Source organism: Streptomyces sp. NPDC056948, from assembly GCF_042674225.1.
In the GTDB taxonomy this organism is placed as follows: domain Bacteria; phylum Actinomycetota; class Actinomycetes; order Streptomycetales; family Streptomycetaceae; genus Streptomyces; species Streptomyces purpurascens.
In genome coordinates, this window is record NZ_JBHUQX010000097.1 from 1 (window position 1) to 24,188 (window position 24,188).

The window sequence follows — 24,188 nt, forward strand, 5'->3', positions numbered from 1 at the left end:
CTTCTGGGTGACGGTCTCCGCCGAGACCGTCACCCCAGCAACGCCGCCACCACCACAAGCACCGGCACCGCCAGCACCGTCGACAGCAGGATCGCCTCCCTCGCCAGTACCTCGCCCACCCGGTAGCTGCTCGCGTACGTGAACAGGTTCTGCGCCGCCGGCAGGGCGGATGTCACCACCACGTCGAGCAGGGACGCTCCGTGGAGGCCGAAGACGCCCGCTGCCAGGGCCCAGGCGATCAAGGGCTGGGCGATGGCCTTGAGGGCGACGGCCAGCAGGACGGGGGCCCGTTCCGCGCCGCGCAGGGGGAGTGTGCTGCCGCGCAGGGAGATACCGAAGGCCAGGAGGACCGCTGGGACCGACATGTTGCCGATCAGGGTCAGGGGGTCCATCAGCGGGCCCGGGACGTGCAGGCCGGTCGCCGATGCCGCCACCCCGGCCAGGGAGCCCAGCGCTATGGGGTTGCGGAGCGGGGTGAGCAGGCTCTGCCACAGGGGGCGCTTGTCCTCGTCCCCGACGGTCGCCAGGTCCAGGACCGTCAGCGCCACCGGAGTGACCCCGACCAACTGGAACAGCAGCACCGGCGCGACCAGTGACGCGTCACCCAGGACGTACACGGCGATCGGGATGCCGAGGTTCCCCGAGTTGACATAGCTGGAGCACAGCGCGCCGATCGTCGTCCGGCCCACACCCCACCCACGCGCGGCACCCACCGCCACGAAGACCCCCGCCGCCGCTGCCGTGCTCATCGCCGTGACCAGCAGCCGGTCGGAGAAGATCACCGACAGGTCGGCCTGCGCGAGCGTCGTGAAGAGCAGCGCCGGGGACGCCACGTGGAAGGCCAGCTTGGTCAGGACCTCGCGGCCCCCGTCGCCCAGGTAGCCGCGGCGGCCGATCAAGTAGCCGACCCCGATGACCACGGCGATGACCGCGAACCCGCTCAGTACTCCCTGCACGACGCCCCCTCACCGGCGAAGAGAGCATCAGGCAGCGCGGGAGGGGCAGGTGCATGGGGCATACAGCCAACCCTCCGGGGAAGGCCATGTCCCGGTCAATGTGATCTTCACAGCGCGCCGACAGGAAGGCCCGTCGCGATGAGTTACAGCCGCCCGCCCGGTCTACCGATCGTGGACGCCATGACACCCCCCGTGCTCGTACTGCCCGGCCCCGTCACCCGGGACGAGGTGAGAGGGCTGAGCGACGACGTACGGGCACTGCTGCACACCAGCGGTGCCCGGGTCGTGGTGTGCGATGTCGGAGGCCTGGGGCCACCTGGCCTCGCCACCGTCGACCTGCTGGCGCGGCTCCAGCTCGCCGCCCGCCGGGCAGGAGGCCGGATCAGGCTCCGCGACCCCGACCCGGCCCTACGCGCCCTGCTCGACCTGGTCGGTCTCCGCTTCGAGACGGAGGGGCAGGTCGAAGAGCGGGAACCAGCGCTCGGTGTCGAGGAAGCAGTGGAACCCGGTGATCCGGCCGTCTGAGATCTCCAGCACCTGGACCGCCCACGGCATGAAGCCGCCGCTCTCCGGGTCGGGCTTGTACTGCGCGAACCCCGGCAGCCCGTTGACCTGGACCGGCACGAGCCGCGAGCCCGCGCAGGGCGCGCCGAGCGTGGTCATGAAGCCGGTGATGTCGTCGACGCCGGTCAGCCACAGGTCGAACGGCGGCATCGTCATGACCGCGTCCTCGTGCAGCAGGGCCGTCAGCGCCGCCATGTCGTAGCCCTCGAAGGCCGCCATGTAGCGGTCGAGCAGCTTCTGCTGGTCCTCGTCCAGCGGGTCGGAGACGACCGCGTCGGCGCCCGGCTGCTGCCGCTCGGCCAGGGTGGCGCGGGCCCGCTGGAGGGCGCTGTTCACCGACGCCACCGAGGTGTCCAGCAGCTCGGCGACCTCGCTGGCCCTCCAGGCCAGGACCTCGCGCAGGATCAGCACCGCCCGCTGCTTGGCCGGCAGTTGCTGCAGGGCGGCCATGAAGGCGAGCCGTACGGACTCCTTGGCGATCGCCGCCTCCGCCGGGTCGTCGGTCGAGGGCAGCACGCGGGCGTCCGGCATGGGCTCCAGCCAGGTGTTGTCCGGGCGGGGGGAGAGGGCCGCCTGGGCGAGCGGGGTGGACTCGGTGAGGTCCATGGGCCGGGCGCGCTTGTTCCCCGCGGTCAGCATGTCCAGGCACACGTTGGTCGCGATGCGGTAGAGCCAGGAGCGGAGGCTGGAGCGGCCCTCGAACTTGTCGTAGCTGCGCCAGGCGCGGACCATCGTGTCCTGCACCGCGTCCTCGGCCTCGAAGGAGGAGCCGAGCATCCGGTAGCAGTACCCGGTCAGCTCGGTCCGGTGTGCCTCCAGCCTGGTGTCCAGGTCCGTCGGTGTCGCCGTGCCGTTCGTCATCGCCCACCCACCCCAGTGGAATTTCTGTCACGCACCATTGCGCCCAGCACTTCGGAAGCTACCGCAGCCCACTGACAACGGCGCCCCGAGCGCACAAACGCGCAGGCAGGAGCAGCCTCTTCAGACCAGTTGCAGCCGCCTCAGACCAGTTGCTTCACCGACATCAGCAGATGCCGATGCGTCCCGGCCTCCGCTGTGCCCGCCCCGGCGTCCGGCACCCCGTGCAGCAGCGCCCGCTGCCCCGCCCCCAGCAGCTCCAGCCGCACCCGCGGGCTCTCGAAGGACGTCAGCGCGTCCAGCAGATAGGCCGGGTTGAAGGCCACCGGCATCTCGTCGGCCCCGCTCAGCGTGGCCGGCAGCCGCTGGACCGCCACGTCGTCCCCGAAGCCGGCGCGCAGCATGACGGACCCGTCGCCCGAGAAGTCCAGCCGCACCGGACTGTTCGCCTCCGCCACCACCGCGACCCGCCGCACGGCCTCCGCGAGCCCCTCGCACTCCACCTCGGCGACCGCCGCCCCCGCCATGTCGAACAGCGACTTGTACGCCGGCAGCCGCCCGTCCAGGAGCCGCAGCGCCGTCCGCGTCGGCCCGCCCTCGAAACCCATCAGCCCGCCGCCACCGGCCGGATCCCACCCGATGAGCACGTCCCCGCAGCGCCCCAGTGACCGCGCGACGTCCAGCAGCCGCCGCGACGGCAGCAAGGCCTCCACCACCCCCTCGGCGGCCTCCACCACCCCGTCGGCCGCCGCCCCCGGCTTCCACTCCAGCCGCCGCACCGCATACCGGTAGCGATCCGAGGCGGACAGCGTCATCTCCCCGCCGTCGAGGCGCAGTTGGACGCCCGTCAGCAGCGGCAGCGTGTCGTCGCGTCCGGCGGCGACCGCGACCTGTGCGACGGCGGTCGCGAACGCGGCGGCGTCCACCGTGCCGTACGGCGCGGGCGCCGCCGGCAGGGCCGGGTACTCGGCGAGCGGCAGCGTCGAGAGCCCGAAGCGCGTACCGTCCGCCTCCACCGTGAACCGTGACGCCTCCAGCGCACAGCTCACCGGCCCCTCGGGCAGCACCCGGCACACGTCCAGCAGCCGCCGCCCCAGGACGAGCACCCGCCCGGGCACCGAGACCTCCGCCTCGGCCTCCACCCGTACCGCCGCCTCGAAGTCGAACCCCGTCACGGCGAGCCGTCCCGCGTCCGCCTCCAGCAGCAGTCCGCCCAGCACCGGCACCGGCGTCCGCGCGGGCAGCGCCCGCACCGCCCGGCCCACGGCCTCCGCGAACGCCGTACGGTCGATGCGGAACTCCATGAAAAATCCCCCTGCTCGGTCCGGTGGTCAGCAGACGCGGACGTTATCCGCGCCCACTGACAACCGGCCCCGACCAGGGGGAACGCTCCGGCGGACGGTCAGGCGGCCGTGGTCAGCCTCCGCTGCAGCCGAGCCGCCCGCGTGCCGAACACCGTGATCGTCACGACGCCGAGCACCGCCAGCAGTCCGACCCCGACGGTCCCGGCCCAGCCGCCCGCGTGGAAGGCGATCGCGCCGACCGTGCTGCCCGCGCTGGAGCCGATGTAGTAGGCGGACTGGTACAGCGCCGAGGCCTGCGCGCGGCCGGTCGTGGCCGTCTTGCTGACCGCCGAGGAGGCCACCGCGTGGCCCGCGAAGAAGCCGCCCGTGATCAGGACCAGGCCCAGCAGGACCAGCGGCAGGGACCCGGCCAGGGACAGCAGCAGGCCCGCGGCCGTCGTACCGCCCGCCGCGTACAGCGCGCCCCGGCGGCCCATACGGCCCACCAGCCGGCCCGCCGTCGACGCCGACACCGTACCGACGAGGTACACCAGGAAGATCGAGCCGATGATGCCCTGGGGCAGCGAGAACGGGGCCTCGGTCAGGCGGTAGCCGATGACCGTGTACACGCCGCCGAACACCGTCATGAACAGCGCGCCGATCGCGTACAGTCGGCACAGCAGCGGGTTGGACAGGTGGCCGCGGACCGTGCGGGCCAGGACACGCGGGCGCAGCGAGCCCGGCTTGAAGTGCTGGGGGGCGGGGATCAGCGCCCGGAAGGCCACCGCGCAGGCCACGGCGATCACGCCGATGACACCGACGGCGACCCGCCAGCCCCACTCCTGCGCGACCCAGCCGGTGATGACCCGGCCGCTCATCCCGCCGACGCTGTTGCCGGCGACGAACAGCCCGATCGCGGTGACCAGCGCCTTGGGGCTGACCTCCTCCGCGAGGTACGCGGTCGCCGACGCGGGCAGCCCGGCCAGGGCCGCGCCCTGGAGCGCCCGCAGCACGACCAGCACGCCCAGCGACGGGGCGAGGGGCACCAGCAGCCCGATCGTGACGGCCACGGCCAGTGACCCCGTCATGACCGCACGCCGTCCGAAGCGCTCGGACAGGGCGCTCATCGGCAGCACGAACAGCGCCAGCCCGCCCGTCGCGGCGGCCACCGTCCAGCTCGCGTCGCTCGCCGCCACCCCGAACTCGCCGGAGATCAGCGGGAGCAGCGCCTGGGTGGAATACAGCAGCGCGAAGGTCGCGACACCCGCGAGGAAGAGCGCGAGGCTCATCCGGCGGTAGCCGGGCCCGCCCGGCGACATACGGGAGTCGGAAGCAGGGACAGAGACATCGGCGCCCACGGTGGTGGACGCCCCGGTACTGGCGGGAGACATGCTTCGAAATTACGTACGCCCCCACTGATCCGTCCAATGCATGGAACGGCGATAATCGTTCCCATGGTGCATCAACCCAGTTCACAGGCTCGCCTGTCACCATCCAGTGACACAGAAGACATGGCAGAGATGTCGAGGGTGCTGGCTCCCCGCCTCGCGTACTTCGCCGGCGTCGCCCGCACCGAGCACGTCACCCGTGCCGCCCAGGAGATGAACGTCCCGCAGTCGACCCTCTCCCGGTCCATGGCCCGCCTGGAGCAGGACCTGGGCGTCGATCTCTTCGCCCGCCACGGCCGTACGGTCTCCCTCACCCCGGCCGGCCGTACCTTCCTCACCTCCGTCGAGCGCGCCCTGGCCGAGGTCGAGCGCGCCGCCGAGGAGGTGCGGGCCGACGCCGACCCGGCCACCGGCAAGGTCGCCTTCGGCTTCCTGCACACCATGGGTGCCGAGACCGTCCCCGGCCTCCTCCAGGCCTTCCGCGCCGACCATCCCCGCGTCCGCTTCAGCCTGGTCCAGAACTACGGCGAGGCCATGCTCGAACGCCTCCGCGCGGGCGAACTCGACCTGTGCCTGACGTCACCCGTCCCCGACGCCCCCGGCCTGGTGGCCCGCCGCCTCGACGAACAGAAACTCCGCCTGGTCGTCCCCGCCGATCACTCCCTCGCCACCCGCCGTCGCATCCGCCTCGCGGAAGCCGCCGACGAAACCTTCGTCACCCTGGAACCCGGCTACGGCATGCGCCGCATCACCGACGACCTGTGCCAGGAGGCGGGCTTCAAGCCCCGTATCGCCTTCGAGGGAGAGGAGGCGGAAACCCTCCGAGGCCTGGTGGCAGCGGGCCTGGGAGTCGCCCTTCTGCCCCCACCGGCAGTCCCTCGCCCCGGGGTCGTCGAACTGACGGTCACGGCCCCCCGAGCGGTCCGCGAAATCGGCGTGGCCTGGCTCGAGGGTCATCCGGACACACCCCCGGTAGCAGCCTTCAAAAGGTTCCTGCTCTCAAGAAGAGGCAGTCTGCTGCCCTAGTCAGGGGCGCGGGGCTGTATCGATCTGCGGCTCCGCCGCGTGGGCGCGACAAGCCACAGACAACCCGCACAGGCCGACCAAGAAGCACCCCGACGACGCTACCGCCGCAACGAAGAACCGAAGCCCGCAGCCAACGGCATCCGCAACCCCAACGGCGGCGGCGCAGCGAACGCGTCCCGCACGGGTCGGGACACCGCCCGCCCGTACACCGCCCCCATCACGAAGTCCTCGGCCAACGCCAGCACTTCATCCCGGTACTGATGCAACCCGTGCCCGTCCGTATGCACTTCGAACCGGCACACATCCCGATTCGCCTTCTTCGCCCGCGCCGCCAGCCGGAACGACAACTCGGGATCCGTCCGCTCGTCGTTCGTGCCGTGCACGATCAGCACCTGCCGCCCCACCAACTGCTTCACCGGTTCGGGTGGCGCCGCCACATCCTCCTCCGGCAGCCAGGGGGCCAGCGCCAGCACGGAATTGACGGCCTCGTGCCCACCCGCGCGCAGCCCGGCCCGGCCGCCCATGCCGGTCCCCGCGAGGCAGATTGGCACGTCCCCGTAACGCCGTACGACCTCGTCGGCCGCCCAGGCGGCATCGGCCGCGAGGTTGGCCTCGCTGCCGTTCCAGCCGCGGCAGCGGTAGTGCACCACGTGCGCGACCAGACCCTCGTCCCGGCCCGCGCGGGCCAGCCGGCGCCCCAGGGCGCGTACGGAGGCGGTCGCCAGCATGGGCGAAGGTCTGCGGCCGGAGTTCTCGTCCCCGTTGGGCAGCAGCAGCACCACGCCGCTCACCGCCGTCGGCTCCGGACCGAGTGTCCTGCCCAGCCGGGCCCTGCGAACCGGCGTCGCTTGGTGTGCCATGACAGAACAGTGTCAGAAGCACGGGTGTATTCGACCCGTCCCCGGGGTCACCGTTACGTATCGACGAAAACGTAAAGGGGCCGAAGAGGCGCCATCTACGCGCGTAGGAGTTAGAGTGCGGAAATGACGAGCCAGACCATCGCGAACACCCCGACACCGGACCAGATCCGCCGGGCGCCCAAGGTTCTGCTGCACGACCACCTCGACGGCGGCCTGCGCCCCGCCACGATCGTCGAACTCGCCCGCGAGAACGCCTATACGCAGCTCCCCGAGACCGACCCCGAGAAGCTCGGCCTCTGGTTCCGCGAGGCCGCCGACTCCGGTTCCCTGGAGCGGTACTTGGAGACCTTCTCCCACACCGTCGGCGTCATGCAGACCCGCGACGCCCTGGTCCGGGTCGCCGCCGAGTGCGCCGAGGACCTCGCCGGGGACGGCGTCGTCTACGCCGAGGTGCGCTACGCCCCCGAGCAGCACCTCGAGGCCGGGCTGAGCCTCGAAGAGGTGGTCGAGGCCGTCAACGAGGGCTTCCGGGAAGGGGAGCGGCGCGCCAGGGAGAACGGCCACCGCATCCGCGTCGGCGCCCTGCTGACCGCCATGCGGCACGCGGCCCGCGCCCTGGAGATCGCCGAACTCGCCAACCGTTACCGGGACCTGGGCGTCGTCGGGTTCGACATCGCGGGCGCCGAGGCCGGCTACCCGCCCACCCGGCACCTGGACGCCTTCGAGTACCTGAAGCGCGAGAACAACCACTTCACCATCCACGCCGGCGAGGCCTTCGGGCTGCCGTCCATCTGGCAGGCCCTCCAGTGGTGCGGCGCCGACCGGCTCGGGCACGGCGTGCGGATCATCGACGACATCCAGGTCCACGAGGACGGCCGGGTCGAACTCGGGCGGCTCGCCTCGTACGTCCGGGACAAGCGCATCCCGCTGGAGCTGTGCCCGAGCTCCAACCTTCAGACCGGGGCGGCGTCCTCGTACGCCGAACACCCCATCGGGCTGCTGCGCCGGCTGCATTTCCGCGCCACCGTCAATACGGACAATCGCCTCATGTCCTACACCAGCATGAGCCGGGAATTCGAGCATCTTGTCGAGGTGTTCGGTTACACGCTCGACGACATGCAGTGGTTCTCAGTCAATGCGATGAAATCAGCGTTCATTCCTTTCGATGAACGACTCGCCATGATCAATGACGTGATCAAGCCGGGATACGCCGAGCTGAAATCCGAATGGCTGTTCCGGCAGACCGCCTCCACCAGCGGCTCTGTGGATTCGGAGGGCTGACCCCGGGGGAATGGGCGCACAGGGAATGCGGACGGTGTTCACAAGCCGTCCGCATTTCGATGTTTGCGGCGGGTGGTGCCGCGTGATTACGGTCGCCGCACCGCTCACACACCCCGTCATCCCATTGCGAGGACGCGTTTTCATGAAGCAGTCTGCTGCCAAGTCCCTCGGTGTCGCCGCTCTCGGTGCCGCCTTCGCCGCCACCGGTGCGGGCGCCGCCAGCGCCGCCCCGGCCGTCCCGGACGCCACCCAGGCGCTGGAGGGCGTCACCCAGACGCTCCCGGCGGAGCAGCTCTCCCAGACGCTGCCGGCGGGCTCGGGTGAGGCGGTGGGTCAGGGGCAGAGCCTGGCCGGTACCGGTGTCGCCGCCGCCCAGCCGGTCGCCGGGGAACTGCTCGCCCAGGGCCCGAACGGCCCGGCCCCCAAGCTGCTCGGCGGGCTCCCGGTGAACGGCATTCCCGTCGCCTGACCCTCCCGCCCGTGCGGACGCACACGCCGATGGGGCGCACCCCTGGACACAGGGTGCGCCCCATCGGCGTTTCCGCGGCGGGCGGTCACCAGGCCGTCTGGGCCTTGTTCCGCACCTTGTCCTCCGAGGGCAGCACGATCCACAGCGCGATGTACAGCAGGAACTGCGGGCCGGGCAGCAGGCACGAGACCAGGAAGATCACCCGCATCGTCGTGGTGGAGGTGCCGAAGCGCCGGGCCAGCGCGGCGCACACTCCGCCGATCATGCGGCCGTGGGTGGGGCGGGCGAGGCGGGACATGTGCGACTCCTTTTAGCGTCGGTGTGCGAGGTCTCTCGTCCGAGTACCCCATCTGCACTCCACGCTACGGAGACGAAGGGGGCAAAGCGTCGCTCCACGGGGCGATCCCGACCCTGGGAATCGTCGGGGTCCGACCCTGAGCCGGCTCCTCCGGGGGGAGGGGCGTGCGGGTCAGGGGCGCGGTGGTGCGGCGGCGCAGCCAGAAGCGGCCCGCGGGGACCAGCGCGAGATGCGCGAGGGCCACGCCCGCGGTGTTGAGGAACAGCGAGTCGACATCCACGACCTGACCGGGCACGCCGGTCTGCAACAGCTCGATGCCCAGCGACAGCAGGGCTCCGGCCGCGACGGTGCGCAGCAGGGACGCCAGCGGCGAGACCACCAGCCTGCCGCTCACCATCGGCAGCAGCACGCCCAGCGGGGCGAGCAGGGCCAGCTTCTCGCCGATGTGACGGGCCGCCTCGGGCCAGCCCAGGGCGAGATCGCCCCGGATCCCGGCGAACGGCCGCAGATTGGCGGGCATCACCCAGGGCACCTCCAACGGCCGCAACGTGAACCAGGCGACGAACGCGAGGTGTGCGACGAGGAGGACACCTCCTGTCACACGGATGCGGAACTCGGCGCTGCCGCCGATGGAGCCTTGACGCTGCACGCCCCCCTAGACGCGGTCTCCGGCAGGATCGGTTCCGGGATGCACCCCGGGAGGCCTGTGAGGCGTGCGCCACAGCCCGTCGGATCCCGCCGCCGGCTCACTCGCCGGCCACGTCCTTGGACGGTGGTTCCGTGCCGCCCGGGCGGGCCCGCACCTCGTCGGTGCACTCGTAGCGGCGCGGGGACTCGGGGCCGGGGCCGCCGAGGACCACGGAGCCGTCGCCCTCGGCGGCGGCGGAGTCGGAGAAGGTGCAGACGATCTGGGCCAGGGCGTACGAGGTGAGGCTGTCCGGCGCCGTGCTCAGCCGCAGCGTGTCCTCCGGGTCGCCCTTCCCGGGCCCGCCCACGGTGATGCCGCCGCGTACGTCCGTGCTGTAGCCGGCCTCCTTCTCGGCGGGCGAGGGGGTCTCGGCGAGCTCGTCCAGCAGGCCCTGCGCCACCAGCATGCGCCGCTCGGAGTCGGCCGCGCCGTCCGGGACCCGTACGGTCCGGTCGACGGTCACCAGCGAGGACCCGCACAGCAGGAACACCTGCACCGGCAGCCCCCGCGTGGCCTGTGTCGACACATCGGGCTCGGCGAGCGAACACCGCACCCGCGAGGGCGCGGGCCCGAAGTTCGTCGGCACCTCCGTCGCCCGGATCCCGCAGCCGGCCAGCAGGACGGCGAGCACGGGCAGGCCGGCCAGCCGCGCCAGGGCTCGTGGACGTCGGGTGGTCATCAGGCATCCCCCTTCGAGTCCCCGGCCTGGCTCCGGTCGGCGTCGGGTCCGGGCTCCTGCTCGTCCTCGGCGGGCTGTTCCGCCGAGGCGGAGGTGCCGAGCGGGAGCCGCAGGGTGAACACCGCGCCCGAGTCGGCCGAGTTGGCCGCGATGATCTCGCCGCCGTGGATGTGGGCGTTCTCCAGGGCGATGGACAGGCCCAGGCCGCTGCCCTCGGAGCGCGGCCGGGAGGCGCTGGCCTTGTAGAACCGGTCGAAGACATGCGGCAGCACGTCCTCGGGGATGCCGGGCCCGTGGTCCTGCACCTCGATGACGAGCGAGTCGTCTTCCGCGCGGACGATCACCCGCACCGGCGAGCCGCCGTGCTTGAGCGCGTTGCCGATGAGGTTGGCCAGGATGACGTCGAGACGGCGCGGATCCAGCAGGGCGTGGATACCGCGCTCGGCGTCCAGCTCGACCGCGTCCAGCCAGGCCCGGGCGTCGATGCACGCGGTGATCTGGTCGGCGATGTCGACGTCGTCCAGGACGAGCCGGGCGGTGCCCGCGTCGAAGCGGGTGACCTCCATCAGGTTCTCGACCAGGTCGTTCAGCCGCCGCGTCTCGCTGACCACCAGCCGGACGGCGGGCTCGATCATCGGGTCCATGCTCCCGGTCTCCGCCTCCAGCTCCTCCTCCAGCACCTCCGTCACGGCGGTGATGGCGGTGAGCGGCGTACGCAGCTCATGGCTCATGTCCGCGACGAACCGCCGGGACGCCTCGTCCCGCGCTGCCATGTCGGCGACCCGTTTCTCCAGCGCCTCGGCCGCGTTGTTGAACGTCCGGGACAGATCGGCGAGTTCGTCGGTGCCCGACACCCTGAGCCGAGTGTCCAGCTTGCCCTCGCCGAGCCGCCGCGCTGCCGCCCCGAGCCGCTGCACGGGCTTCAGCACCGTCGTCGCGGCGGCCTGCGCGAGCAGCGCCGAGCCGATCAGCGCGAGTCCCGTGGCGATTCCCAGCGACCAGGCGAGCGAGTTCAGATCCTTCGCCTCCGGTTCCAGCGACTTGAGCATGTAGCCGGTCGGGCCGCCGCCGATCACCCGCGTCCCGGCCACGAGATACGGCGTGTCGTGGTCTATGACCCGCTGCCAGTACAGGTGGTACGGGTGCTTGTTGGCCCCGTCCACCTTCTGCGTCTTGTTCACCGCCGTACGCAGCGAGGCCGGCACGTCCCGCAGCGAGAAGCCGCTCAGCCCGCCGGAGCTGCCGTAGACGGTCCTGCCGTCGGCGCCGCGGGCGACCAGCAGCACGCTGAAGCGCTGGTCGCTGCCCGCCATCTGGCCCGCGGTGTGCTGCAACTCGTCCTGCGTCGGCCGCTCGGGCAGCGCGCCCGCCCGGTTCTGCATCTCCTGCTCGAAGTCGCGCAGCACGGCGTCCTGGGTGCGGGTGAGGACCGCCTCGCGGTTGAGCCAGTACGCGATGCCGGACGCGGACACGGCGGCCGTCAGGGCCACCAGGCCGAAGACGACGACCAGCCTCAGCCGCAGGCTGGTGAAGCGCAGCCGCGACAGAACTCCCTTGCGCGCCCCGGTCCAGCCGCGGGCCCCCCCTTGGTGCGCCTGTGTCACTGAGGCGCGTCCAGCCGGTAGCCGACACCCCGCACGGTACGGATCAGCGTCGGGGACGACGGCACGTCCTCGACCTTGGCACGCAGCCGCTGGACACAGGCGTCCACGAGCCGCGAGTCACCCAGGTAGTCGTGCTCCCACACCAGCCGCAGGAGCTGCTGCCGGGACAGCGCCTGCCCCGGCCGCCGGCTCAGCTCCAGCAGCAGCCGCAGCTCGGTCGGCGTGAGCTGGAGGTCCTCGCCGTTCTTGGTCACGGTCATCGCCGAGCGGTCGATGACGAGGCTGCCGAACGACGCCGCGTCATTGGACTCCCGCTCGCCACGCCGCAGCACGGCCCGGATCCGGGCGTCGAGCACACGCCCCTGCACCGGTTTGACGACATAGTCGTCGGCGCCGGACTCCAGCCCGACGACCACGTCGATGTCGTCATTGCGCGCGGTGAGCAGGATGATCGGCAACTGGTCCGTGCGCCGGATGCGCCGGCACACCTCGAACCCGTCGATGCCGGGCAGCATCACATCCAGCACGATCAGATCCGGCCGCTGCTCGCGCAGCAGCTTCAGACCGTCCTCACCGCTGGCAGCGGTCGCCACGCGGTGACCCTGGCGCGTCAGTGAGAGCTCCAGGGCCGTCCGGATGGCGTCGTCGTCCTCGATCAGCAACAGGGAAGGCACGGGCTCATTCTGGCCCATGAGGGGGGCGGGGTTCGACCTGTGGGCCGAGATCAGGGCCACGCCTACCGCCGACACCTGTGTACGAACCGTGCTCGTCCTGTGGCCGAGCCCTGTGACAGGCCTGTGACAGTCGGCGGACACGGCGATGAAAGTGCCGGGGCAAGCTTCTCGGCACAGGCAAGGAAGCCCGCCCGACCGGCGGGCCGCACACCGGAAGTCCACGACGGGGGGCGCGAGATGAACACGCTGCACGGCATCAGCACCAGCGCAGTGATCACGCGTCTGCACGACGTGCACCGGAGTTCCGAGAAGTCCGGTGCCGTGAGCGGGCGGGGGTGCGCTCGCGGCACCGGGCGTCAGCACACCGGTTACATGACGGTGGTCGACGCACACACGGGGGACGGCAAGGCTCACGGGGGAGCCGCGTACAGGGAGGACTCGGGGGAGCGCCGTTCGCTGTCGGAGGCGGAGTTCACCGCCTACGTCCAGGAGCGCCGCGCCTCCCTGTACGCCACCGCCTACCACCTCACCGGCGACCGCTTCGAGGCCGAGGACCTGCTGCAGAGCGCGCTGTTCTCGACCTACCGGGCGTGGGACCGGATCAGTGACAAGGCGGCGGTCGGCGGATACCTCCGCCGCACCATGACCAACCTGCACATCAGCGCGTGGCGCCGCCGCAAGCTGAACGAATACCCGACCGAGGAGCTGCCGGAGACCGCCGGTGACACGGACGCGATGCGCGGCACCGAGCTGCGCGCCGTCCTGTGGCAGGCGCTCGCCCGCCTCCCCGAACTCCAGCGCACCATGCTGGTCCTTCGTTACTACGAGGGCCGCACGGACCCGGAGATCGCGGAGATCCTCGACATCAGTGTCGGCACGGTGAAGTCCAGCATCTGGCGGTCGCTCCGCCGGCTGCGCGAGGACGAGGTCCTCAGCTTCGGCCGTGACGAGGAAGACGCCTTCGGCGAGCTCGTGGCCTGAAGGTTCGGGGGGGGGAGCACCACAAGGGGGCCCACGGGGGACTGCGGAGGCGCTGGGGGGCGTCTCCTCAGGGAGAAGTGGGGACACGGGGGAACGAGGGGGAGGGAACGGGGGAGCACCACGGGGGAACACAAGAGCGGGACTGGAGGGCCGGGGGGTCCGTCCAGTCCCGCTTTTCTCGTTCTTGCGTCTTACGTTGTCTGTCCGTCTGTCCGTCTGTCCGTCTGTCTGCCTGACGTCGTCGCCGCTCAGGCCGCCGTGCGGAGGATCGCGCACCGGCCCGCCGCGGCGGCCGCCAGCCGGCCCATCGCCTCGTCGCGGTCGCAGGCGTACGCGCCCAGCGCGGTCTGGCGGGCGACGATGGAGCGCTCCTGCCGCATCAGGCGCCAGCCGCGGCGCAGCAGGAACGGCACCGACTTGCGGCCCTCCTTGAGGTCCCGCAGGAAGCGGCGGCGGAACGTCTTCACCGGGCCGCGGCTCAGGCACAGCGCGTCGGCCAGGACGCCGAGTTCCCGGCAGCGTGTGACGATCTCCGCGGCGAAGATGCCCTCCGCGAGGAACAGCGGGGTCCGTCCGATCTCGACCGTCTCCTCGCCGGTGCGGGCGCTGAGCGAGAGGTCGTAGACGGGGACGGCCGTGCGGCCCGTGCGGCACAGTTGGGTGATCGCGTCGACGGCCGTGTCCGCGTCCCAGGAGTCCGGATGGTCCCAGTCGCTGTCCGAACTTCCCGCCACCAAAGGCAGAGTCGGGTCGTTGCCCTCCTTGTAGAAGTCGTCGAGCCGCAGCACCGGAAGGCCGGAGCGGGCCGCGAGAAGGGACTTGCCGGAGCCGGAAGGGCCGCAGAGCAGCACGACTCGCGTCGGTATGGGCAGAGGGGAACTCACGGGACACCAGTGTGAGGCATCCCAGGGGGGCCGTACGACCCCGCGGGTCGTCTTTGATGCGTGCGTCACATCTCAACTACCCTTCGTACTGATTCGATTACCCAGAGCGTCAGAAGGTGGCAGTGATGGCCCGACACGTCTCACCCAAGAAGCCGACCGTCCAGCGTGCCCTGGCCGTCCTCGCGACCGCGGGAGTGGCGCTGGGGGCGGGTGCGGGGGCGGCGTCGGCCGCGCCGGGAACCGGCTCGGTCCTGGACGTGATCCACACCTCCCCGGGAAAGACCGACACCCGGGCCGGCCTCCTGGCCGCGAGCGACACCCTCGCCTACACCACCGGCACCGTCACGGGCCTCAAGCCCAATCCCCTCGCCGGCACGGGAGCCGACCCGCTCGACAACGGCGTCGGCACCGAGGTCGCCGACTTCAAGCCGATGGATTCCAGGGAGGTGACGGGCCCGGTGGCCCAGGCGCCGTCGGTCGGGGACGCCTTGGTGCTGAGCCAGGTCACCAGGCTGGTCTCGGGGTAGTTCAACGGCCCCGCAGCGGGACCTCCCGGACCAGCCAGGACACCGCGAACGCCACGGCGCACAGGACGGCCGTGCCGAGCGCGACACCGTGCAATCCGTCCACCACGCCCGCCCGGAAGGCGTGCCGGACCGGCTCCGGCAGGTCCCGCAGCGCCTCGGGGGTGAGCTCACCGCCGGTCAGCCGGGCGCCGTCGGTGCCGAGCCGGTCCGTGACCGCGGCGGTGAGTCGGCCGGTGTAGACGGAGCCGAGGACGGCGACGCCGAGCGAGCCGCCGATGGTGCGCAGCAACGTCTGGGTGCCACTGGCCGCGCCCATGTCGCGTGGTTCCGCGCTGTTCATCGTGATGAGCATCGTCGGCTGCATCAGACAGCCGATGCCCACGCCCAGCACCAGCGTCAGGCCGGAGGCCACAGGTGCCGTCGTGGCCGTGTCGAGCGTCAGCAGGGCCAGCGCCCCCGCCACGGCCAGCGCGGCGCCCGCGATGGGGTAGCCGCGGTAGCGCCCGCCGTCGCCGACCCTCCGGCCGATGACGAGCTGGGCGGCCATCATGCCCAGCATCAGCGGGAGCAGCAGCAGTCCGCTCTCGGTGGACGACATGTCCCGTACGAACTGCAGGTACTGGGGCAGATAGCTCGCCGCCGCCAGCATGGCCGCGCCCGTGACGAAGCTGAGCACCTGCGCCACCGAGAAGTTGCGGTCGCGGAACAGCCGGGGCGGGATCACCGGTTCCGGGGCGCGCCGCTCGACCCGCACGAAGGCGGCCAGCGCGACCGCGGAGACCAGGGCGAGCGCGATGACCTGCGGTGACGACCAGGCGTACGTCGTCCCGGCCCAGCTCGCGAGGAGGGTCAGGGCGAGGATCGCGCCGGTCAGCAGCCCGGCTCCGGCCAGGTCGATCCGGGCCTTGACCCGGGCGGCCCGCAACCGCACCCCGAAGCCGATCAGGGCGAGTGCCACCGCGCCGACCGGGATGTTGACGTAGAACACCCAGCGCCAGTCGAGCTGGTCGGTGAGGAAGCCGCCGGCCAACGGTCCGCCGATCATCGCGGCGGGCAGCAGCACCCCGATCAGCGACTGGGCCCGCCCGGCCTCGGCCGGGGTGAGCAGGGTGCCGATGAGGGCGAGCGCGCCCACGAAGAGGCCGCCCGCACCGATGCCCTGAAGAGCCCGGAAGGCGATCAACTGGCCCATGTCCTGGGCGAGTCCGCACAGCGCGGAGCCGACGAGGAACACGGTGATGGAGGTGAGGTAGCTGCCCTTGTGGCCGTAGAGGTCGCCGAGTTTCCCCCAGATCGGGGTGGAGACGGCGGTGGTGAGCAGATAGGCCGTGATCACCCAGGACAGATGGTCGAGGCCGCCCAGGTCGCCGACGATGGTGGGCAGCGCGGTGCCGACGATGGTTCCGTCGAGCGTGGCGAGCACGATGCCGAGCAGCAGGCCGAGGATGACGAGCCGGGAGGGCGGGGCGTCCGGCCGGGCCGGATGTGCCGTGCTCGCGGGCGAGGCCGTGGTCTCCCCGGTCATGCGACGTAGTCGCGGACGGACTTGGCGTCCCGCAGGGCGTGGCCCCACCAGACGAGCTGGTCGAGCAGGGCCTTCGCGGCCGTGTCGGCGGCGGGGTCCGTGCAGGTGCCGTCCTCGTCGAAGCGGCTCCAGGCGTTGTGGAGGCTGACGGTGTTGCGGATGGTCGCGGCGTTCACCTCGGCCATGACGACCCGCAGTTGCTCCACCGCGCGCAGACCGCCGGACAGGCCGCCGTAGGAGACGAAGCCGACCGGCTTGCCGTGCCACTCCTCGCCGTGCCAGTCGATCGCGTTCTTCAGGGACGCCGGGAAGCTGTGGTTGTACTCGGGCGTGACGAGGACGAAGGCGTCGGCCGCCGCGAGCCGGGGTGACACGAGGGCAAGCCGCTCCTCGGTGCCGGGCGGCGGCTGCTGTCCGAAGGCCGGGAACACCGTCGGCAGCGGCGTCTCCGCGAGGTCGACGACATCGGCGCGCAGGTCGTCGCGCTGGTCGAGGTGGCCGGTCAGCCACTTCGTCACGACGGGCGCGAAGCGTCCCTCCCGGGTCGAGCCGACGAGAACGGCGACGCGGAGCGGTTCGGCGGTGGCGGGCATGGGTCTCCCCCTGGATGTGTACGGCGTATCTTCTGTGCGTACAACGTACACATCGATGTGTACGTCGTCTACTGGAGATACGCTGTACGCGGCATGTCGACCGGGAGGAGCGGACCATGGCGGTCGCGAAGAAGAAGGAGGGCGAGGAGAGCGGGGAGAGCGGGGCGGAGGCGCCCACTCTCTGGGAACGCATGGAGCGGCCCGCCCCGGCCCCTCGCACCTCACTGACCCTGGAGCGGATCGCCGCCGCCGCGGTCGAGATCGCCGACGAGGAGGGCGGCGCGGCCGTCACCATGCGCCGCCTCGCCACGAAGCTCGGCGTCGCGCCCATGGCCGCCTACCGGCACGTCAACGGCAAGGACGACCTCTGGGCGCTCATGATCGACCGGGTGTCCCGGGAGCTGGCCGTGCCGGACGGGGCGACGGACTGGCGGGACGTGCTGCGCACCTACGCCCTCCAGACACGGGAGTTGATGCTCGCCCACCCGTGGATGGCGGTCATGCCCACCCCGGTGATCATGCTGACGCCGTCGCGGATGGCCGTGGCGGAACGGCAGTTGGCCGCGCTCGCCGTCTGCGGCCTGGACGCCGACTCGGTCATGGCCGCCTTCCGGGCCGTCACGTCCTTCGTGCACGGTGCGGCCCAGACCGAGATCGCCATGCGGGAGTACCAGGAACGCCATGGCTGGACCAGCGGCGACGAGACCCGCCAGGCGCTCGCCCCGCAGATGGTCTACCTGATGAGCACCGGCCGCTATCCGACCTACGAGCAGTACGCCCTCAGCGCGGCCCGCAAGGACGACCGGGCCTGGGAGTTCGGGCTCGGCCTCGACTGTGTACTCGACGGCATCGCGCAGCGGCTCGGGATCTGAGGGGCCGCGTGCGGGCACGCGAGAAGCCCCGGCCTTCCTGGACGGAGGAGGGCCGGGGCTTCCGTATCGAGGGGGTGCCGGGGCGTCTAGTACGAGGAACCCGATGCGCCCAGTGACCCCGTGGGGTGCCAGACCGTTTTCGTCTCCAGGAACGCCGTCATGCGGTCGGTGCCCGGGGTCTCCGCGTAATCCACAGGCTGTGGACGGAGGACGCGCTTGAGGTTTTCGGCCGCCGCGATCTCCAGCTCCTTCGCGAGGACCTCGTCGGCGCCCGCGAGGTCGATCGCGTTGACGTCCTGATGGGACGCGAGCGGGGTCGCGATCTCGGCCGTGCGGCCCGAGAGGACGTTGACCACGCCGCCGGGGACGTCCGAGGTGGCCAGCACCTCGGCCAGGGACAGGGCGGGGAGAGGGGACTTCTCGCTCGCCACCACGATCGCCGTGTTGCCGGTGGCGATGACCGGGGCCACCACCGAGACCAGGCCCAGGAAGGACGACTCCTGGGGTGCCAGGACCGCGACCACGCCCGTCGGCTCGGGGGAGGACAGGTTGAAGAACGGGCCCGCCACCGGGTTGCCGCCGCCGACCACCTGGGCGATCTTGTCGGTCCAGCCCGCGTACCAGACCCAGCGGTCGATCGTCGCGTCCACGACCGCCGCCGCCTTGGACTTCGACAGGCCCTCCGCGTCGGCCACCTCACGGATGAACTGGTCGCGGCGGCCCTCCAGCATCTCGGCGACGCGGTAGAGGACCTGGCCGCGGTTGTACGCCGTCGCGCCGGACCAGCCGCCGAAGGCCTTGCGGGCCGCGACCACGGCGTCACGGGCGTCCTTGCGGGAGGACAGGGGCGCGTTCGCCAGCCACTTGCCCTTCGAGTCCGTCACCTCGTACACCCGGCCGCTCTCGGAACGCGGGAACTTCCCGCCGACGTACAGCTTGTAGGTCTTCAGGACGTTGAGCCGATCAGACATCGAGGTACGCCTCCAGGCCGTGGCGGCCGCCCTCGCGGCCGAAGCCCGACTCCTTGTACCCGCCGAACGGCGAGGTCGGGTCGAACTTGTTGAACGTGTTGGACCAGACGACACCCGCGCGGAGCTTGTTCGCGACCGCCAGGATGCGCGAGCCCTTCTCCGTCCAGATACCGGCGGAGAGGCCGTACGGCGTGTTGTTGGCCTTGGCGACCGCCTCGTCCGGGGTGCGGAAGGTCAGGACCGACAGCACCGGGCCGAAGATCTCGTCGCGGGCGATCCGATGCGCCTGGGTGACGTTCGTGAAGAGCGTCGGGGCGAACCAGTAGCCGCTCTCCGGCAGTTCACAGGCCGGCGACCAGCGCTCCGCGCCCTCCGCCTCGCCCTGCTCGACGAGGGAGGTGATACGCGAGAGCTGCTCCTCGGAGTTGATCGCTCCGATGTCCGTGTTCTTGTCGAGCGGGTCGCCGAGGCGCAGCGTCGACAGGCGGCGCTTGAGGGATTCGAGCAGCTCGTCCTGGATCGACTCCTGGACCAGGAGGCGGCTGCCGGCGCAGCAGACCTGGCCCTGGTTGAAGAAGATGCCGTTCACGATGCCCTCGACGGCCTGGTCGATCGGGGCGTCGTCGAAGACGATGTTGGCACCCTTGCCGCCCAGTTCGAGCGTGAGCTTCTTGCGGGTGCCGGCGACCGTGCGCGCGATCTCCTTGCCGACGGCCGTGGAGCCGGTGAAGGCGACCTTGTTCACGTCCGGGTGGGACACCAGCGCGGCGCCCGCGTCGCCGTAGCCGGGGAGGATGTTGACGACGCCCTTGGGGAGACCCGCCTGGCGGCAGATGTCCGCGAAGAAGAGGGCCGAGAGGGGGGTCGTCTCCGCCGGCTTGAGGACGACCGTGTTGCCCGTCGCGAGGGCCGGGGCGATCTTCCACGCCAGCATCAGGAGCGGGAAGTTCCAGGGGATGACCTGGCCCGCCACGCCGAGGGGCCTCGGGTTCGCGCCGTAGCCCGCGTGGTCGAGCTTGTCGGCCCAGCCCGCGTAGTAGAAGAAGTGCGCGGCGACCAGGGGCAGGTCGGCGTCGCGCGTCTCCTTGATCGGCTTGCCGTTGTCGAGGGTCTCGAGGACGGCGAGCTCGCGGGAGCGCTCCTGGATGATGCGGGCGATCCGGAAGAGGTACTTCGCGCGCTCCGCGCCCGGGAGCGCCGACCACTTCTCGAAGGCCTTGCGGGCGGCCTGCACGGCGCGGTCCACGTCCGCCTCGCCCGCCTGGGCGATCTCGGCGAGGACCTCTTCGGAGGAGGGGCTGACCGTCTTGAAGACCTTGCCGTCGGCCGCCTCGGTGAACTCACCGTCGATGAACAGACCGTAGGAGGGCGCGATGTCGACGATCGCGCGGGACTCCGGGGCCGGGGCGTATGCGAATGCGGGTGACACGTTTTCCATGTTCATGGGGGTCTCAGTCCACCGTCACGTAGTCGGGGCCGGAGTAGCGGCCGGTGGCCAGCTTCTGGCGCTGCATCAGCAGGTCGTTCAGCAGCGAGGAGGCGCCGAAGCGGAACCAGTGGTTGTCCAGCCAGTCCTCTCCCGCGGTCTCGTTGACCAGGACGAGGAACTTGACGGCGTCCTTGGTGGTGCGGATGCCGCCGGCCGGCTTCACGCCGACCTGGATGCCGGTCTGAGCGCGGAAGTCGCGGACGGCCTCCAGCATGAGGAGGGTGTTGGCGGGGGTGGCGTTCACCGCGACCTTGCCGGTGGAGGTCTTGATGAAGTCCGCGCCCGCCAGCATCCCGAGCCAGCTCGCGCGGCGGATGTTGTCGTACGTCGACAGCTCGCCCGTCTCGAAGATGACCTTCAGGCGGGCCGAGGTCCCGCAGGCCTCCCGCACGGCGGTGATCTCGTCGTACACCTTCAGGTACCGGCCCGCGAGGAACGCGCCGCGGTCGATGACCATGTCGATCTCGTCGGCGCCCGCGGCGACGGCCTCGCGGACGTCGGCCAGCTTGACCGTGAGCGGGGCACGGCCCGCCGGGAAGGACGTGGCGACGGAGGCGACCTTCACACCGGAGCCGGCGACGGCCTCCTTGGCCACGGCCACCATGTCGGGGTAGACGCAGACCGCGGCCGTGGCGGGCGCCGTACGGTCGGTCGGGTCGGGCCTGACCGCCTTGACGCCGAGCGCCCGGACCTTGCCCGGGGTGTCCGCGCCTTCCAGCGTCGTCAGGTCGACCATCGAGATGGCGAGGTCGATGGCGTACGCCTTCGCGGTCGTCTTGATCGAACGCGTACCGAGGGAGGCCGCACGTCCCTCGAGTCCGACCGCGTCGACGCCGGGGAGCCCGTGGAGGAAGCGGCGCAGCGCGCTGTCGGACGCGGCGACGTCCTTGAGGGGGTGAGCTGCGGTGAGTGCAGAACTGGGCATGGTCACCAGACGAGCATATCTACGCGCGTAGCGGCTGTACAGCCCCGGGGTTGTCTTGGGTGGGGGTGCGGGGGGTGCGGGGGGTGTGGGGGGTGCGGGGGGTGTGGGGCGGCTGGGTGGGGGCGGTTGTGGGGCGGGGCGGCTGTGGGGTGGGGCGGGTGGTGGTGGTTTGGGCCTTGAGTGGAGGGCGGTGGCTTGAGCTGGGGTGCCGGGGGTGGGGGTGTCGGCGTCCGGCAGAATCGAGGTATGACGAGTCCCGAGTCCCAGTCGCCCGAGTCCAAGGACCGGGTCTACCGGTCGGTCCCGGCCATCGCCGGTGGTGTGCTGCTGCTCGCCATCGCCGGGTGGCTCGGCATCGACGCGCTCGTCTCGGGGGAGGGGCGCACGCAGTGGCTGGCGCTCGCACTGATGCTGCTCATCGTGCCGCTCGTCGTCGCCTTCACCCTGCGGCCTGCCGTGTACGCGGGCGACGACCGGCTGCGGATCCGCAACCCCTTCCGCGTCATCGCGCTGCCCTGGGGGCAGGTCGCCTCGCTGAAGTCCGCCTACTCGAACGAGGTCCTCACCGAGTCCGGCGCCAAGTACCAGTTGTGGGCCGTCCCCGTGTCGCTGCGCGCCCGTAAGAAGGCCGCGCGGCGTGACATGCGGGCGACCGCGCAGGCACGGCGGGCCATGGGGCGGGACGAGGGGCGTGGCAGCGCTCTCGGGATGCGTGCGGGGCTGGGGCAGGGGCTCGGTGGCGGTGGTCCGGAGCCCGAGGGGCCCGCGCGTGCGGAGACCGACCGGATCATGGATGAGCTGCGGGGGCTGCACGAGGCGCGGCACCGGGCGGAGACGGCGCAGGGTGAGGTGACCGTGCGGTGGGCCTATGAGGTGGTGGGGCCGGCGGTTGCCGGGGTGGTGCTCGTCGCGATTCTGCTGGCTGTGGGGTAGCCCAGCAGGGGTGCCCTGGGAGGGGCACCCCTTTCGTGTCGTGTGGTCAGATGCCCGCTGCCGTCGACAGGTCGCGTTTGATCGACTCCAGTAGCGTCGTCGCCTTCGCGCGGGCCGTGGGGAGGTCGGTGTGTGACGCGACCGGGATCACGACCTCCAGGTAGCACTTCAGCTTCGGCTCCGTGCCGCTCGGGCGGACGATCACCCGGGCGCCGTCGAGCGTGTAGCGCAGGCCGTCGGTGGGCGGGAGGCTTTCCGTGCCCTGGGTGAGGTCGTCGGTGCGGGTGATGGGGAGGCCGGCGAGTTCGGTCGGGGGCTGTTCGCGCAGGCGGTGCATCGCGGCGGCGATGAGGGAGAGATCCTCCACGCGGACCGACAACTGGTCCGTGGCGTGCAGGCCGTGTTCCACGGCCAGGTCGTCGAGGAGGTCGAGGAGAGTGCGGCCTTCCGACTTGAGCCGCGACGCCAGTTCCGTGATCAGGAGCGCGGCCGTGATGCCGTCCTTGTCGCGTACGCCGTCGGGGTCCACGCAGTAGCCGAGGGCCTCCTCGTAGCCGTAGCGCAGGCCCTCGGCGCGGGCGATCCACTTGAAGCCGGTGAGCGTTTCGACGTGGGGGAGGCCCGCCTTCTCGGCGATGCGGCCGAGGAGGGAGGACGAGACGATCGACTCCGCGAACGTGCCGGTCGCTCCGCGGTGGACCAGGTGGGCGGCGAGGAGGGCGCCGACCTCGTCGCCGCGGAGCATGCGCCAGTCGGTGTCGGTGTCGGTGTCGTTGTCGTTGCCGTCTCGCACCGCGACGGCGCAGCGGTCCGCGTCCGGGTCGTTGGCGATGATCAGGTCGGGGGCGGTTGCGCGGGCGGTGGCGAAGGCCAGGTCCATCGCGCCGGGTTCTTCCGGGTTGGGGAACGCGACGGTCGGGAAGTCCGGGTCGGGGTCGGCCTGTTCCGTGACGAGGGCCGGGGCGGGGAAGCCTGCGCGCGCGAAGGCGGCCAGGAGGACGTCCTTGCCGACGCCGTGCATCGCCGTGTACACCGTGCGGGCCGTGCGGGGGGAATCCTTGGCCAGTACGGCGTCGGTGCGGGCGAGGTAGGCGTCGAGGACGCTGTCGTCGAGGGTGTCCCAGCCCTGGGTGGGGCGGGGGACGGTGGTGAGGGACGGGACGGCGGCGATCTCCACGGCGATGTCGGCGTCGGCGGGCGGGACGATCTGGGAGCCGTCGCCCAGGTAGACCTTGTAGCCGTTGTCGCGGGGTGGGTTGTGGCTGGCGGTGACCTCTACGCCGGCGACCGCGCCGAGGTGGCGTATGGCGAAGGCGAGGACGGGGGTGGGGAGGGGGCGGGGGAGGACGGCGGCGCGGAGGCCGGCGCCGGTCATGACGGCGGCGGTGTCCTGGGCGAAGTCGTGTGACTTGTGGCGGGCGTCGTAGCCGATGACGACGAGGCCGTCGTCGTGGCCCTGCTTCTTGAGGTACGCGGCGAGGCCCGCGGCGGCGCGGATGACGACCGAGCGGTTCATGCGCATGGGGCCGGCGCCGAGTTCGCCTCGGAGGCCGGCGGTGCCGAACTGGAGTGTGCCGGAGAAGCGGGCGGCGAGTTCGGTGTGGTCCTGGGCGTCGAGGAGGCGGGCGAGCTCGGTGCGGGTGTCCGGGTCGGGGTCCTCGGTGAGCCACGCCTGGGCCTGTGCGATGAGTTCGTCGTGCACGGTCGGGGTCAGCCTCTCGGTTGTCGGGGGTGCGCGGTGCGTGCTTCGCCTGTGCGGCTTTGGTGGGGGTGCGCGCAGCGCCGTCTCGCCGGGGGTGGGTCGGGGACGTGTCGGGGGGTGTCCGTCCTCGGAACGGCGCGATGGGGGCGGATACCGAC

25 protein-coding genes are annotated in these 24,188 nt (G+C 71.6%); 8 read left to right on the forward strand and 17 right to left on the reverse strand.

The features are described 5' to 3' along the window. Positions 1–29: 29 nt before the first annotated feature. Positions 30–956: an AEC family transporter gene (locus ACFTZL_RS15025; protein ID WP_382581701.1), complete on the reverse strand. Its 927-nt coding sequence runs from the start codon at positions 954–956 to the stop codon at positions 30–32. Positions 957–1,094: 138 nt separating this feature from the next. On the opposite strand from ACFTZL_RS15025, the gene ACFTZL_RS15030 reads away from it, so the two are divergent. Beyond that, complete coding sequence (locus ACFTZL_RS15030; protein WP_382581703.1) at positions 1,095–1,481, forward strand: STAS domain-containing protein; 387 nt, start codon at positions 1,095–1,097, stop codon at positions 1,479–1,481. Here ACFTZL_RS15030 and ACFTZL_RS15035 read toward each other — a convergent pair. The 3 genes from ACFTZL_RS15035 to ACFTZL_RS15045 all read right to left on the reverse strand — a co-directional run bounded on the left by ACFTZL_RS15035 (position 1,365) and on the right by ACFTZL_RS15045 (position 5,052). Continuing rightward, entirely contained in the window at positions 1,365–2,381 is a 1,017-nt protein-coding gene (locus tag ACFTZL_RS15035; protein ID WP_382581705.1) for a sigma-70 family RNA polymerase sigma factor, read from the reverse strand. The genes ACFTZL_RS15030 and ACFTZL_RS15035 overlap by 117 nt on opposite strands. Positions 2,382–2,521: 140 nt before the next feature. Next, a complete protein-coding gene (gene dnaN, locus ACFTZL_RS15040) occupies positions 2,522–3,682 on the reverse strand; it encodes a DNA polymerase III subunit beta (RefSeq protein WP_382581707.1) in 1,161 nt (386 codons plus the stop codon). 98 nt (positions 3,683–3,780) lie between these two features. After that, a complete protein-coding gene (locus ACFTZL_RS15045) occupies positions 3,781–5,052 on the reverse strand; it encodes an MFS transporter (RefSeq protein WP_382581709.1) in 1,272 nt (423 codons plus the stop codon). A gap of 63 nt (positions 5,053–5,115) precedes the next feature. On the opposite strand from ACFTZL_RS15045, the gene ACFTZL_RS15050 reads away from it, so the two are divergent. Beyond that, positions 5,116–6,075, forward strand: coding sequence for a LysR family transcriptional regulator (locus ACFTZL_RS15050; RefSeq protein ID WP_382581710.1), 960 nt, complete (start codon positions 5,116–5,118; stop codon positions 6,073–6,075). A gap of 98 nt (positions 6,076–6,173) precedes the next feature. Here ACFTZL_RS15050 and ACFTZL_RS15055 read toward each other — a convergent pair whose 3' ends face one another. After that, positions 6,174–6,935: an alpha/beta hydrolase gene (locus tag ACFTZL_RS15055; protein ID WP_382581712.1), complete on the reverse strand. Its 762-nt coding sequence runs from the start codon at positions 6,933–6,935 to the stop codon at positions 6,174–6,176. A 123-nt stretch (positions 6,936–7,058) separates the two neighbouring features. On the opposite strand from ACFTZL_RS15055, the gene ACFTZL_RS15060 reads away from it, so the two are divergent. Next, on the forward strand, positions 7,059–8,216 hold the full coding sequence (locus tag ACFTZL_RS15060) for an adenosine deaminase (RefSeq protein ID WP_382581714.1): 1,158 nt from the start codon (positions 7,059–7,061) through the stop codon (positions 8,214–8,216). Positions 8,217–8,358: 142 nt separating this feature from the next. Next, positions 8,359–8,685 carry an ATP-binding protein gene (locus ACFTZL_RS15065; RefSeq protein WP_382581716.1) on the forward strand — a complete coding sequence of 109 codons (327 nt, stop codon included), beginning with the start codon at positions 8,359–8,361 and terminating at the stop codon, positions 8,683–8,685. Positions 8,686–8,770: 85 nt separating this feature from the next. Here ACFTZL_RS15065 and ACFTZL_RS15070 read toward each other — a convergent pair whose 3' ends face one another. The 5 genes from ACFTZL_RS15070 to afsQ1 all read right to left on the reverse strand — a co-directional run bounded on the left by ACFTZL_RS15070 (position 8,771) and on the right by afsQ1 (position 12,628). Next, entirely contained in the window at positions 8,771–8,983 is a 213-nt protein-coding gene (locus ACFTZL_RS15070) for a PspC domain-containing protein (protein WP_184591126.1), read from the reverse strand. A 64-nt stretch (positions 8,984–9,047) separates the two neighbouring features. Beyond that, the gene (locus ACFTZL_RS15075; RefSeq protein WP_382581718.1) at positions 9,048–9,632 is read right to left on the reverse strand and encodes a VanZ family protein; all 585 of its coding nucleotides are present in this window, start codon (positions 9,630–9,632) and stop codon (positions 9,048–9,050) included. A gap of 97 nt (positions 9,633–9,729) precedes the next feature. Continuing rightward, positions 9,730–10,350 carry a hypothetical protein gene (locus tag ACFTZL_RS15080; RefSeq protein WP_382581720.1) on the reverse strand — a complete coding sequence of 207 codons (621 nt, stop codon included), beginning with the start codon at positions 10,348–10,350 and terminating at the stop codon, positions 9,730–9,732. Further along, on the reverse strand, positions 10,350–11,954 hold the full coding sequence (locus ACFTZL_RS15085; protein ID WP_382581722.1) for an ATP-binding protein: 1,605 nt from the start codon (positions 11,952–11,954) through the stop codon (positions 10,350–10,352). Before ACFTZL_RS15085 ends, ACFTZL_RS15080 begins: the two co-directional genes overlap by 1 nt. Further along, positions 11,951–12,628, reverse strand: a complete 678-nt coding sequence (afsQ1, locus tag ACFTZL_RS15090; RefSeq protein ID WP_097219620.1) for a two-component system response regulator AfsQ1 — start codon at positions 12,626–12,628, stop codon at positions 11,951–11,953. Before afsQ1 ends, ACFTZL_RS15085 begins: the two co-directional genes overlap by 4 nt. A 237-nt stretch (positions 12,629–12,865) precedes the next feature. Between afsQ1 and ACFTZL_RS15095 the strand changes: the two genes are divergently transcribed. Beyond that, positions 12,866–13,609: a SigE family RNA polymerase sigma factor gene (locus ACFTZL_RS15095; RefSeq protein WP_382581725.1), complete on the forward strand. Its 744-nt coding sequence runs from the start codon at positions 12,866–12,868 to the stop codon at positions 13,607–13,609. A gap of 248 nt (positions 13,610–13,857) precedes the next feature. Here the strand turns inward: ACFTZL_RS15095 and ACFTZL_RS15100 are convergent, their stop codons facing one another. Next, positions 13,858–14,562: a uridine kinase gene (locus ACFTZL_RS15100; RefSeq protein WP_382581728.1), complete on the reverse strand. Its 705-nt coding sequence runs from the start codon at positions 14,560–14,562 to the stop codon at positions 13,858–13,860. 56 nt (positions 14,563–14,618) lie between these two features. On the opposite strand from ACFTZL_RS15100, the gene ACFTZL_RS15105 reads away from it, so the two are divergent. Beyond that, on the forward strand, positions 14,619–15,020 hold the full coding sequence (locus ACFTZL_RS15105; RefSeq protein WP_382581731.1) for a hypothetical protein: 402 nt from the start codon (positions 14,619–14,621) through the stop codon (positions 15,018–15,020). A 1-nt stretch (position 15,021) separates the two neighbouring features. Here the strand turns inward: ACFTZL_RS15105 and ACFTZL_RS15110 are convergent, their stop codons facing one another. After that, positions 15,022–16,545, reverse strand: a complete 1,524-nt coding sequence (locus ACFTZL_RS15110) for an MDR family MFS transporter (protein ID WP_382581734.1) — start codon at positions 16,543–16,545, stop codon at positions 15,022–15,024. Beyond that, positions 16,542–17,138 (reverse strand): NADPH-dependent FMN reductase, encoded by a 597-nt coding sequence (locus ACFTZL_RS15115; protein WP_382581737.1) that lies wholly within the window; start codon positions 17,136–17,138, stop codon positions 16,542–16,544. Before ACFTZL_RS15115 ends, ACFTZL_RS15110 begins: the two co-directional genes overlap by 4 nt. Before the next feature lie 116 nt (positions 17,139–17,254). Between ACFTZL_RS15115 and ACFTZL_RS15120 the strand changes: the two genes are divergently transcribed. Beyond that, on the forward strand, positions 17,255–18,010 hold the full coding sequence (locus ACFTZL_RS15120; RefSeq protein ID WP_382581740.1) for a TetR/AcrR family transcriptional regulator: 756 nt from the start codon (positions 17,255–17,257) through the stop codon (positions 18,008–18,010). 86 nt (positions 18,011–18,096) lie between these two features. Here ACFTZL_RS15120 and ACFTZL_RS15125 read toward each other — a convergent pair whose 3' ends face one another. From ACFTZL_RS15125 to deoC, 3 genes are read right to left on the reverse strand one after another with little or no spacing between them, the layout of a single operon-like run. Beyond that, complete coding sequence (locus tag ACFTZL_RS15125) at positions 18,097–18,981, reverse strand: aldehyde dehydrogenase family protein (protein WP_382581742.1); 885 nt, start codon at positions 18,979–18,981, stop codon at positions 18,097–18,099. Further along, entirely contained in the window at positions 18,974–20,410 is a 1,437-nt protein-coding gene (locus ACFTZL_RS15130; RefSeq protein WP_382581745.1) for an aldehyde dehydrogenase family protein, read from the reverse strand. The genes ACFTZL_RS15125 and ACFTZL_RS15130 overlap by 8 nt, the downstream gene beginning before the upstream one ends. Before the next feature lie 22 nt (positions 20,411–20,432). Further along, positions 20,433–21,395, reverse strand: coding sequence for a deoxyribose-phosphate aldolase (gene deoC / locus ACFTZL_RS15135; RefSeq protein WP_382581748.1), 963 nt, complete (start codon positions 21,393–21,395; stop codon positions 20,433–20,435). Positions 21,396–21,641: 246 nt separating this feature from the next. On the opposite strand from deoC, the gene ACFTZL_RS15140 reads away from it, so the two are divergent. After that, complete coding sequence (locus ACFTZL_RS15140) at positions 21,642–22,328, forward strand: PH domain-containing protein (protein WP_382581751.1); 687 nt, start codon at positions 21,642–21,644, stop codon at positions 22,326–22,328. A gap of 46 nt (positions 22,329–22,374) precedes the next feature. On the opposite strand, the gene ACFTZL_RS15145 is transcribed toward ACFTZL_RS15140, so the two are convergent. Beyond that, entirely contained in the window at positions 22,375–24,030 is a 1,656-nt protein-coding gene (locus ACFTZL_RS15145) for a phospho-sugar mutase (protein WP_382581754.1), read from the reverse strand. Positions 24,031–24,188 lie beyond the last annotated feature (158 nt).